This is a genomic window from Acidovorax sp. HMWF029 (genome assembly GCF_003060895.1).
Lineage (GTDB): Bacteria > Pseudomonadota > Gammaproteobacteria > Burkholderiales > Burkholderiaceae_C > Acidovorax.
In genome coordinates this window covers 2,534-14,178 of record NZ_QAIH01000200.1, presented here as the reverse complement: position 1 = coordinate 14,178, position 11,645 = coordinate 2,534, and the positions used below count along the sequence as shown (strand labels likewise).

Genomic DNA, 11,645 nt, shown 5'->3' with positions numbered 1-11,645 from the left:
GGCCCCAGCGCATGTCGCCCTTGACCTCAAAGCCATTGAGCTTGACGCGGCCGATGTTGACCGACTGGAACACCAGCGGGTTGCCCGGTGCTCCCGTGCCGCTGACCTGGCGCAGGTCTTCGATGAAGTCCTTGTAGCGGCCGGTAAACACTGCGGCTTCGATGGACAAGCGCTCCATGCGTCCGCGCACGCCCAGCTCGAAGTTCTGGCTTTTCTCGGGCTTGAGGTTGGCGTTGGGCACGGTCTTGTAGTTGCCCACCGTGTTCTCGAAGAAGGCATTGACCTGCCCCGCATTGGGCGCCCGAAAGCCCGCCGCGTAGTTGCCGAACACGCTCCACTGCTCGCTGGCGCGGTACAGCACGCCGAGCTTGGGTGAGGTCGCATTGCCCGACAGCGACACGGCCTGCGCGCCAAAGCCCGCCTGGTCGGCCTTGATGCGGAAGGTGTCAAAGCGCACGCCGGGCGTGATGCTCCACGGGCCGTTCACGAACTCGTCCTGCACATACAGGGCGGTGCTGGTCTCGGTGGTGTCCGGAAAGCGCTTGAGCGGGAAGGTTTCGCCCGCAGGTGGCGTCACGCCCGTCTGCAGGTTTTCGACCTGGGCAGAGGCGTAGTCCAGCCCGTAGGTGATCTTCTGCACCCATGGGCCGCCATTGCGCAGCACCTTGCTGCCCTGCAGGTTGGCCTGCCAGGTGCGCTCGTCATAGGTTACGTCGCGCACCCGGTCGGCGGCGGTGTTGCGGTCTTCGGTGATGTACTCGCGCGAATGGGCGTCCTGGTAGCTCAGCGTGGCCTTCACATCGTCGGCAAACGCGGTGTTCACACGCCACGAGCCTTCCCACGTGGCCCGGCTGCGCTGCATGTCGGTGAACGATGTGGAGCCGAGCACCGATGTGGCGGCCAGCGGCGGCTTGGAGCGCGCGCTGAGCAGTTCGTAGTCGGAGGTCTTGTCCACATGCTCCAGCGTGAACACATGGCGCTGGCCGCCGCCCGGCGTCAGGATCACCTTGCCCAGCAGCGCACCGCTCTGGTCCTTTTGCGGGTTGGGGCGGGTGCGGTCGGCGTTGGCCGCATTGTTGGTGCCCATGTTGTCGAGCTCACTGGCGCGGGTGACGTTGCCGCCCAGCAGCCACTGCACCGTGTCGCCCGCCTTGCCCGCCACCGTGGCGCCCACGCGCTTGCCATGCTCGTCGCCGTCATAACCCAGGCTGACCCGGCCGCCAATGCGCTTGTCGCCTTCGAGAAAGGCCGAGGGCTCGGCGGTGATGAAGTTGACCAGGCCTGCCATGCCGTCAGAGCCATACAGCGCCGACGTGGCGCCGCGCACGACCTCGATGCGCTGCAGCAGCCCGATGTCCAGGTAGTCTCGCCCAAAGGCGTTGGCGCTGAAGACATAGCTGCGAGGCAAACGAATGCCGTCCACCATCATCAGCACGCGGTTGCCATCCAGCCCCCGGATGTTGAAGCCCGCATTCTGCTCACGGCCGGTGGAGCCACTGGCCAGCGTGAAGCGGGCGGGCGAACGGGTCACCGACACATTGGGCAGCTCGCGCGCCACATCGCGGATGTCGCGCACCTGGCCTTCTTCGATGGCCTGCGCGTTGATCACGTCGATGCTCATGGGCAACTCGTCGCGATCCTGCTCGCTGCGCGAGCCGCTGATGACAACTTCCTTGAGCGCCGGGCCAGCGGCCATGAGCTGGGACTCTCCGAACGGCTGAGGAGTGCCCTGCGCATGGGCGTTCCATGCGGCGCCCAAGGCGCAGGCCACCAGCCAAGCAACGGGGCGGAGGGGAAAACGGCGGGAATGGAGTGCGGATGGTGTGTGCGCCACGGAGGAGCCCTTCTTCTCTGGTCGATATCCAATGACAGGAAGCTGGCTCTGCAAACACCGACACCGCTGGGGCATCCGCTGCGTGCGCTGGCAAAAGAGCGTCTATTTTACATGAGAATGGTTATCAATGCTATTTATCGAGATTGTTCTGCAGCGCCTGGGCATGGCAAACGCCCAACAGGTTTTCACACCCGCTGCCGCGCCTGGCGCGGCGTGATGCCAAAGCGGCGCCGGAACGCGGTAGCGAAGTTGGCGGCGCTGGTGTAGCCCGCCAGGTGGGCGGCGGCGGCCACATCGACCTCGCCCCGCTCCAGCGCATCCCGTGCGCGCAGCAGCCGGCGCTGGCGCAGATAGTCAATCACCGAGGTGCCCGCCACCTGCGGAAAGTGGCGCTGTAGATGCGCGGCACTCATGCCCACCTGGCGACCAATCGCAGAGAGCGTGAGGCCATCGGCAGCGCCACTATCCAGAAAATCCCGCAACGCGCGCAGGCGCCGGTGGTTGCGCGCATCCAGGCCCTGGGTCGCAACCGGAGAAACCAAGGGCTGCGGCGCCACGCTGCCCAGCGCTTCCACCACGATGTCCAGGCACCGGCTCTCCAACCACAGGCGCTGCAGGCCCGGCGCAAGCGGCGGCGGGCTAGTGAGCTGATCGGCCAGCGCAAGGGCTCGGGCCGAGGGGCGCCAGGGCGCCACCGCGAGGTGCTGGCGGCAAAAGCGCTGCACCGCCGCGTCGTGGATGCCTGCGGCCGCCAGCCATTCCGGCCGCAGCGTGAGGGTGACCTTGCGCTCGCTGCGGCCCCGCCGCCACTCCCGCACAAAACGGTCGGGCTCGGCCAGACTGACAAGCACCGCCTCGCCCTGTGCGGCCCCCGGACCCAATTCGAGGTGCCGGCTGCCATAGGCCAGTTCGGTGCGACCGTTGAGCAGCATGCACAGCTTGAGCCCCGGGTGCAGCAGGTTGGAGGTGCGCATGGTGCACAAGTCCTGGACCAGCGTGCGGTACAGCACGAGTCCCGGGCGCAACTCCTGGGTGTCCACGCTGCCGCGCAACACGGGCGCCCCAGCCGCCGGGCTGCGCGCCGCCACCACCACGCGGTAGTCCGCTCCCAGCAGGTGCAGGTTGCGCGTCAGGTCACTCAGGCCCAACTCGGCACCGGCTGGGGCGCCATCTGGGTGCAGCGCAAAGGATTCCGGGGAGTTCGCAAACATGAAAAGGCCCTCAACATGTGACACTCCCAATGTTAAACAAGTTTCATTCTCATTTAAATACCATCAAGGGATCCGTTCCATGTGTGCCCATGTCTCCTCGCGCGCCCCCCGGCGCGCAGCCGTCGCTCTCCCCTCCTGGCGCTTGAGCGTCCTGTGCCTGGCCCTGGCAGCGGCTCAGGGGCATGTACAGGCCCAGAGCGGCCCGGCCAACGAGCCCGCCGCCCTGTCCACCGTGGTGGTCACCGCCTCGGGCAATGCGCAGGAGCTGCGCGAAGCGCCCGCCAGCATTTCGGTCATCACCCGCGAAGACCTGCAAATGCGCCCCGTGCAGGAACTGGCAGAACTGCTGGGCACGGTGGAGGGCGTGACGCTGAGCCGCAGTGGCAACCAGGTGCCCGGCGTACAACTGCGCGGCCTGGGGTCTGCCTACACGCTGATGCTGATCGACGGCAAACGCGTGAACGCCACCAGCGCCATGTTTCGCGGCAACGACTACGACACCGGCTGGGTACCCACCGACGAAATCGAGCGCATCGAGATCGTGCGCGGCCCCATGTCCTCGCTCTACGGCTCGGACGCCATTGGCGGCGTGGTCAACATCATCACGCGCCCCATCGGCAAAAAATGGCGCGGCTCTGCCCGCATCGAGACTGTAGTGCAGCAGGACAAGGACGCGGGCGACAGCCGCCTGGCGGGCTTCTCGCTTGCCGGCCCAGTGGTGGCAGACACGCTGGGCGTCAAGCTCACCGGCGCGTACGACCAACGCGATGCCGATGGCAACATCAACTCGCCCGCCGCCAACGGCACGCGTCAAGCCGGGCTGCAGCACATCCGCAACCGCCTGTTCGGGGCGCAGCTGGCCTTCACGCCTGATGCCCGCCAGAGCATCACCGCAGACGTGGACACGAGCCGGCGCGACCACGCGGGTTTTCTGATGGAGCGCGATGCCGTGTCGCTGCGCCATAAGGGCCAATGGGGCTTTGGCAACAGCGAGCTGACCTTCGCGGCCGACGAGATCCGCAACCTCACCGGCATGGTCACGGGCCAGGTCAACCCGAACAAAGCCAGCACCACCAGCCTGGGCGGCAAGGTCAACATCCCCGTGCGCTGGGGCAACCAGTTCATCACGGCGGGCTTCGACATTCGCCACGAAAAACTGCGCGATCCAGCCAACCTGCGCGGCCTGCCGGGCACCGCCGACTTCAATGCCAGCCCCGAGACCTCCATCGGCCAGTGGGCGCTGTTCATTGAGGACGAGATCCGCATCACCGACAAGCTTGCCATCACGCTGGGCAACCGCTTCGACCACCACGAGAACTTCGGCGGCCACAACAGCCCACGCGCCTATGCGGTGTACCACCTGAACGATGCCGTCACCCTGAAGGGCGGTGTGTCCCGCGCCTTCCGCGCACCCACGCTGCTGCAGGGCAGCCCGAACTGGGGGTCGGTGTCATGTGGCAGCGCCACGGTGGGCTGCTACATCGTGGGCAGCAACGCCATCAAGCCCGAAACGGGCACCAGCCAGGAGCTGGGCCTGCAGTTCGCCCGGGGCATCCACAGCGGCGGGCTGATGTTCTTCAACACCGACCTGAAGAACATGATCGACATCACCAACCGCACGGCCGACCGGGCGCTCGCACCCAGCTACGACAACTTCGTAGGCTACCTGCCGGACGGCCGCCCGATCTTCCGCTACCAGAACATCGCCAGCGTGCGCTCACGCGGGCTGGAGGCCAGCTGGGCCGCCCGCCCCTCGGCTGCGTGGAACCTGCGCGCCAACTACACCTACACCGATGCCAAAAACACCAGCGGCGCCATCGCACTGCCGCTGACCTACCGCCCGCGCCACGTGGCCAATCTGGGCGCCGACTGGAGCGCCACATCCACACTCACCGTGAGCGGCGCCCTGCGCTACCACAGCGCGCAGTTCATCAGTGTGCCTTCGAGTGGCCAGAACAAGGTGAAGAAGGCGGGCTACGCGATCGCCGACCTCACCATGGGCTGGCGCGTCACCGAGGCCCTGACGCTGCGTGGCGGCATCCTGAACCTGACCAACAAGACCTTCGACCGCACCACCTCGGCCGACTTCAACGAAGACGGCCGCCGCTACTACCTTGCATTGCATGCGAAGTTCTGACCCCACCCCACAACCCGCAGCCCGGTGGCTTCTGCTGATGGTGGCCCTGGCCACCCTAGGCCCGGTGGCCGCCCAGGCGCAAAGCACCGCTCCGGCCCCCGCCACCGTGGCGGCCCCGTCAGCCACTCCCGGGCCCGTGCTGGAAAGCCCGCGCATGGAGCGCTTGCGCGCCGCACTGGCCGCGGGCGGCAACACCGAAAACTTTTGGCGTGAAGTGACAACCAGCGGCAGCCCGCTGGTAGAACCAGGCGCCAACGCGCAAGAGGCACTTGTCACCTTCCTCTGGCGCGGCACACCCACCACGCGCAGCGTGAAGGTGTCATGGGCCATGCGCGCAGAAAACGGCTTTGTACTGGCCCGGCTGGCGCACAGCGATGTGTGGTTCCTTACGCTGCGGCTGCCAGCGGGCCTGCGCGCTGCATACCAGATCGTGCCCGACGCCACCATCCCGCCAGGCGCCGACCGCATGGCACGCGCTCAGGCCGAAGATGCTGTGGCCCAGCCCGACCCGCTCAACACAACCCCCCTGTGGCCCCCACCGCCCACACACCTGGCCGTGTCGACCGACCGCACTGCGGCTCGCTCGGTGCTGCGCCTTCCCGGCGCACTTCAGGAGCCCTGGTTGGCAGCCAGTGCTTCGCCCGCAACCCCGCGCGGCACACTGGAGCACACCCGGCTTGCCAGCAGGCTGCTCGCCAACGAGCGGGACATCAGCATCTACTTGCCTTCCTCGGCCAACCGCAGCTCCAGCGCTGCCCTGCCCCTGCTGGTGTTGTTCGACCGCGAGGCCTACCTGGACCGTGTGGACATGCCCGCTTTGCTGGATGCGCTCATCGCCCAGCGCCGCATTCCGCCAGTGGCTGCCGTGTTTGTCAGCAACCCCACGCGCGCACTGCGCGCCAGCGAACTGCCCGCCAACCCCGCATTTGCCGACTTTCTGGCCCTGGAACTCATGCCCTGGCTGCGCATACGGCATCCGCAACTCTCGCCGCATGCGCGCGATGTGGTGGTGGCCGGATCAAGCTACGGTGGCCTGGCCTCGGCCTGGGCGGGGTTCCGCCACCCACAGACCTTTGGCAACGTGCTGGCGCTATCGGGCTCGTTCTGGTGGGGGCCGGGCAACGTGCCGCACCAACCGGACTTCAACCGTTTTGGCGAGGGCGAATGGCTCACCCGCGAATTTGCCAAGCGTGACCGCCTACCGCTGCGTTTCTTCATGACGGCGGGGTTGATGGAGCATGCACTCACGGGCGACGGCGGCGGCATCCTCGAAACCAGCCGCCACCTGCGCACAGTGCTGCAGGCCAAGGGCTACCCGGTGCACTACCAGGAGTTTGCAGGCGGGCACGACTACTACGCCTGGAGCGGCGAACTGGCGCAGGGCCTGGTGGTGTTGCTGGGAGAACACGCCGAGGCCCAGAAATGACAAAGGGGCCCATGGCCCCTTTGTATTGAGAACAGCTTCAGCGCAATAAAGCTATCAAATTAATAGCTATCAGCGCTTTACCATAGCGCGGAAGCGGCCTTTTTTCTTTCAAATCACGCGGCCCCAGCCACCACCGGCATGCGGATCAGGTGATCGAACGCGCTCAGCGCGGCCTTCGATCCTTCGCCCGCTGCGATCACGATCTGCTTGAACGGCACCGTAGTGCAGTCGCCCGCCGCAAACACGCCGGGCAGGTTGGTGCGGCCGTGCGCATCGACAATGATTTCACCGAAGCGCGACAACTCCACCGTGCCCTTGAGCCATTCGGTGTTGGGCACCAGACCGATTTGCACGAACACGCCTTCGAGCGGCACCAGGTGCTCCACGTTGGTGACGCGGTCCTTGTACTTGAGGCCGTTAACCTTGCCGTCGGCGCCGGTGATCTCTGTCGTCTGCGCATTGGTGTGGATGGTCACGTTGGGCAGGCTCTTGAGCTTGTTGACCAGCACGGCATCGGCCTTGAGCTGGTCGGCGAACTCGATAAGCGTGACGTGGGCCACGATGCCAGCCAGGTCGATGGCGGCCTCGACGCCCGAGTTGCCGCCGCCGATCACCGCAGTGCGCTTACCCTTGAACAGCGGGCCGTCGCAGTGCGGGCAGTAGGCCACGCCCTTGTTCTTGTACTCGGCTTCGCCGGGCACGTTCACATTGCGCCAGCGGGCGCCAGTGGACAGGATCACCGTCTTGGCCTTGAGCGAGCCGCCGTTGGCCAGTTGCACCTCAATCAGGTCACCGGGCTGCGCAGCGGGCACAAGCTTGTCGGCGCGCTGCAGGTTCATGATGTCCACGTCGTAGGCACGGGTGTGGGCTTCGAGCGCGGCAGCGAACTTGGGGCCGTCGGTTTCAAGCACCGAGATGTAGTTTTCAATCGCCAGCGTGTCGTTGACCTGGCCGCCAAAACGTTCGGCGGCCACGCCGGTGCGGATGCCCTTGCGGGCAGCGTACACAGCCGCTGCAGCGCCAGCGGGGCCACCGCCCACGATGAGCACGTCATACGGCGCCTTGGCGCTGAGCTTGGCCGCGTCACGGGCAGCGGCGCCGGTGTCGAGCTTGGCCACGATTTCTTCGACCGACATGCGGCCCGAGCCAAAGACCTTGCCGTTGAGGAACACCATGGGCACAGCCATGATTTCGCGCTCGGTCACTTCCTGCTGGAAGGCGCCGCCTTCGATCACGGTGGTCTTGACCTGGGGGTTGACGATGGCCATGAGCGACAGCGCCTGCACCACATCCGGGCAGTTGTGGCAGGTCAGGCTCATGTAGACCTCGAAGTTGAAGTCCCCTTCGAGCGCAGCGATCTGCTCGATCACCTCAGGCTCGACCTTGGGCGGGTGGCCGCCCGTCCACAAAAGGGCCAGCACCAGCGAGGTGAATTCATGGCCCAGGGGCAGGCCCGCAAAGCGCAGGCTGTTGGCGGCACCCACGCGCTGCAGGCTGAACGAGGGCTTGCGCGCGTCGTTGCCGTCTGTGCGCAGCGTGATCTTGTCGCTGCGCAGCGATTGAATGGTCGTCAGCAGCTCGCGCATGTCGCGCGCAGTCTCGCTGTCGTCCAGGGATGCCACCAGCTCAAACGGCTGCTGCACGCGCTCCAGGTAGGCGGAAAGCTGGGTCTTGAGTTGTTCGTCGAGCATGGTGGTGTCCTTTGAATTTCGATTTATAGGTTGGGGGCTGGGGCCGCTTTTGGCAACCCTGAAGCCGCAACGGAGCCTGAGAAAAGGCGGAATACGGCGAAGTACAGGCGTAAAAAAGCCGGACGGCATGGCGCACAGGCACCATGACGCTGTCCGGCTGGGGAGCCCCACGCAAGGGGCTCTGCCGAATCGGTGGCAGCTTAGATCTTGCCGACCAGGTCCAGCGAGGGGGCCAGGGTCTTGGCGCCTTCGTTCCACTTGGCGGGGCACACTTGGCCGGGGTTGGCGGCGGTGTACTGGGCAGCCTTGAGCTTCCGCACGGTTTCCTTCACGTCGCGGGCGATTTCGTTGGAGTGGATTTCGGCCGTCTTGATGATGCCGTCGGGGTTGATCACGAACGTGCCGCGCAGTGCAAGACCTTCTTCAGGGATGTGCACGCCAAAAGCATTGGTCAGCTGGTGCGTTGGGTCGCCAACCAGAGGGAACTTGGCCTTGCCCACGGCGGGGCTGGTTTCGTGCCAGACCTTGTGCGAGAAATGCGTGTCGGTCGTGACGATGTAGACCTCGGTACCGGCCTTCTGGAATTCTGCGTAGTGCTCAGCAGCGTCTTCGATTTCGGTGGGGCAGTTGAAGGTGAAGGCGGCAGGCATGAAGATCAGCACGGACCACTTGCCCTTCAGGTCGGCTTCGGTCAGATCGATGAATTCACCCTTGCCATTGCGGTTGACGAAAGCGGTTGTCTTGAAAGGCTGAACGGGAGTGTTGATCAGGGACATTGCTGTTTCCTTTAGGTTGGTTGGTTAACTGAACAGGGCTGAAGTCTAGGCCCTTTGAGACCATGAATCCAATCAATTGATTTAATTAAATCAATTGTCATGAACTATAAATGGACGCTTCCGCACCGCAGCGGAGGCAGTAAGCAGTAGGCAAGTGCATCAGTGCTTCCCTCTGTGGACATCAAATACTCAAATAAAACAGATTCTCGACCGTGCACCTGCACCTGCACCTGCACCTGCACCTGCACCTGCTGATGCCACTGCGTACGGGCGTGGCGACGACTGCCCTGCTCCCGCTCGTACTGGAGCGGCGCGGTTGTGCGGGTGCCGATGCGCATAGAGCCGCTGGCGTCAACACTGTGGGATAGCCACGCGTTCGGGCCAGACCACACGGGTTAGTTATTGCTGGACAGCCCAGCCATCGCCTTGGTTACATCCACGCTCAGGATGCGTGGGTCCCGTTGGGCAAACAACTTTTCAAGCTGGGGCCTGGTGATGACAAGGTGCACCAGCCCCATGTGGGCATCGACCTCTGATAGCACGGGCAACGCCCCCACACCGGCGGCTTTGAGAATCTCGCCTAGCGCGCGCGTGTTGGCATCCATCTGGTAAATGCGTGCCTTGGGACTTTGGCGAGGCAAGTGCGTGTAAGTCACGCCACCTCGCAAGAGGATATGGATTTCCGCACGACCTTCACGCGCCGCGACCCGCAAAGCGTCCTCATGCCAGATGGCCGACGGCTGGCGCACAAAGCCACGCGGCCGCACCGCCCGCACATGCACGCTTTCCACCAATCCAAAAAACGCCACCCGATCAATTTTGGCCTGCACCACGGGCGCGAGTTGGGGGTTTTGGCTTCGATCGATGCCCTGGATGTGCTGCGCAAACGGCTCGGCAAGCAGGCGGTCCAGCACTTCGTTCACTTCCGAGGGGCCATCAAAGCGGGTGCTGCCATCGGGTAGCAGGGTATACGGCGGCTCGTCAGTGGCCAGCACCAAATCCACCTCCACGGTGGGTGAGGCAATGAGCGCATCGTCGATAGCCTCAAAGCTACCATCCCCCGCCCGTTCACGCCCCCAGCTTCTGGTCGTCGAATCCATGGAAAACTTCTCGGCCAACGCGGTGCGAGAAAGCATGGCGATGCCCGCTGAGTCGGTGAAAAACCCAATCCACCCAAATCCGCGGTTCGTGCGGCCCGTGGGAAAAGCGGAATCGCCTAGTTCCGCATACAGCCGGTCGGCCAGGGCCTGCAGCCGCAATGTCTGTTCTTCCGACCGAGTGCGCCAGGCGTTGCGATCCAAAGTCACCAAGACCCTAACCCAACCCGTACGCTGAACTTGCTGCTGCAGCGTTGCGAGTTCATGGGGATGAATCTCCGCGGAATTGGATTGAAAAGCCACTGCGGCCAAGGCCAATAACAGGCTTGCGCCGCGCACCCACATGCGGGTCACGCCAACTGGAGGTAAATGGAGGAAGGGGATTGGCTGTGCCATGGTGTGCTCTGAAGTTGCGCCGCGCGCTCAGCGCCGCATACGTTGAATGACGTTGCAGCTTGCAAATGGGCCACGTTTACCCCGCCGCGACAACCATTTTTTGGCCATTGGGTGCGGGCATACAGGTGGACACCATGAGTCTGCCTGAACGCGAACACAACTCAACATCAAACGCAGCCAGTGCGCGAAAACATGGGATTGCGTTGCACGGGTTGACGGGGGTCACGACAATCGGGGCGGCATCAGCACTACACAACACAACAAGGAGTCCCCATGAAAGGCGACGCACAAGTCATCGGCCATCTGCAGGCGCAGCTCAAGAACGAACTCACAGCCATCAACCAGTACTTCCTCCACTACCGCATGCTCAAGCACTGGGGCTTCGACAAGCTGGCCAAGAAAGAGTATTCGGAATCCATCGGCGAGATGAAGCACGCCGACTGGCTCATGGACCGCATCTTCACGCTGGACGGCCTGCCCAACCTGCAGGACCTGGCCAAGCTGCAAGTGGGCGAGGATGTGCCCGAGATCCTGGCCTGTGATCTGCGCTCCGAACAAGGCGCGCAGGCCACCATCAAGGAAGGCATTGCCCACTGCGAATCCGTGCGCGACTATGTTTCGCGCGACCTGCTGCAAAAGATCCTGGACGACACCGAAGAGCACATCGACTTCCTCGAAACCCAGATTGACCTGATCGACAAGGTCGGCCTGCAGAATTACCTGCAGTCGCAGATGGGCGACGCGGACTGATCCTCAAAGATTTCCAGAGCGCTCCACGAAAAAAGCAAAGAAGAAATCAAAAAAACGGGCCAAGGCCCGTTTTTTTGTGCCCGCGCACAACCCTCACGCATACCCACCCCGAGGCCACCACGCCCCCAGTCGTCACGGGTTGTTGCAAGTGCACATCAAAGGCAGAAAATTCCCGCATCCACAAATGCGAATGCTTCTCAACAAAAGTAGAATGCATGCCTACGACCCGCGGCCGGGTTCTGTGACCACCTGATTCCCGCGCCCGCCAGCAAGCCAGTCAGCCCCGGCCCCGCCGCCAGCTGCAGCCAGCGTTTGTGCGTTTTTTGC

At 64.2% G+C, this 11,645-nt stretch carries 9 protein-coding genes; 4 read left to right on the top strand and 5 right to left on the bottom strand.

Annotated elements, in window-relative coordinates:
• Positions 1-1,696 (bottom strand): TonB-dependent siderophore receptor (locus DBR12_RS14025; RefSeq protein ID WP_233244510.1); only part of this gene is annotated, 1,696 nt, incomplete at its 3' end.
• A gap of 323 nt (positions 1,697-2,019) precedes the next feature.
• Positions 2,020-3,045: an AraC family transcriptional regulator gene (locus DBR12_RS14020; protein WP_108617822.1), complete on the bottom strand. Its 1,026-nt coding sequence runs from the start codon at positions 3,043-3,045 to the stop codon at positions 2,020-2,022.
• A gap of 79 nt (positions 3,046-3,124) precedes the next feature.
• Here DBR12_RS14020 and DBR12_RS14015 point away from each other — a divergent pair, with 79 nt between their 5' ends.
• The gene (locus DBR12_RS14015; RefSeq protein WP_108617821.1) at positions 3,125-5,182 is read left to right on the top strand and encodes a TonB-dependent receptor domain-containing protein; all 2,058 of its coding nucleotides are present in this window, start codon (positions 3,125-3,127) and stop codon (positions 5,180-5,182) included.
• Positions 5,169-6,608 carry an alpha/beta hydrolase-fold protein gene (locus DBR12_RS14010; protein WP_108617820.1) on the top strand — a complete coding sequence of 480 codons (1,440 nt, stop codon included), beginning with the start codon at positions 5,169-5,171 and terminating at the stop codon, positions 6,606-6,608. Before DBR12_RS14015 ends, DBR12_RS14010 begins: the two co-directional genes overlap by 14 nt.
• Positions 6,609-6,721: 113 nt before the next feature.
• Here DBR12_RS14010 and ahpF read toward each other — a convergent pair whose 3' ends face one another.
• Together ahpF and ahpC are read right to left on the bottom strand one after the other, a co-directional pair.
• Entirely contained in the window at positions 6,722-8,299 is a 1,578-nt protein-coding gene (ahpF, locus tag DBR12_RS14005; RefSeq protein ID WP_108617819.1) for an alkyl hydroperoxide reductase subunit F, read from the bottom strand.
• 200 nt (positions 8,300-8,499) lie between these two features.
• Positions 8,500-9,075, bottom strand: coding sequence for an alkyl hydroperoxide reductase subunit C (gene ahpC, locus DBR12_RS14000; RefSeq protein ID WP_063462036.1), 576 nt, complete (start codon positions 9,073-9,075; stop codon positions 8,500-8,502).
• Positions 9,076-9,287: 212 nt separating this feature from the next.
• Between ahpC and DBR12_RS22890 the strand changes: the two genes are divergently transcribed.
• On the top strand, positions 9,288-9,443 hold the full coding sequence (locus DBR12_RS22890) for a hypothetical protein (RefSeq protein ID WP_158275002.1): 156 nt from the start codon (positions 9,288-9,290) through the stop codon (positions 9,441-9,443).
• Between the two features lie 27 nt (positions 9,444-9,470).
• Here the strand turns inward: DBR12_RS22890 and DBR12_RS13995 are convergent, their stop codons facing one another.
• Positions 9,471-10,568 carry a hypothetical protein gene (locus DBR12_RS13995; RefSeq protein WP_146185542.1) on the bottom strand — a complete coding sequence of 366 codons (1,098 nt, stop codon included), beginning with the start codon at positions 10,566-10,568 and terminating at the stop codon, positions 9,471-9,473.
• Positions 10,569-10,841: 273 nt separating this feature from the next.
• On the opposite strand from DBR12_RS13995, the gene bfr reads away from it, so the two are divergent.
• Positions 10,842-11,318: a bacterioferritin gene (gene bfr / locus DBR12_RS13990; RefSeq protein ID WP_108617817.1), complete on the top strand. Its 477-nt coding sequence runs from the start codon at positions 10,842-10,844 to the stop codon at positions 11,316-11,318.
• The last annotated feature ends 327 nt before the right edge of the window (positions 11,319-11,645 follow it).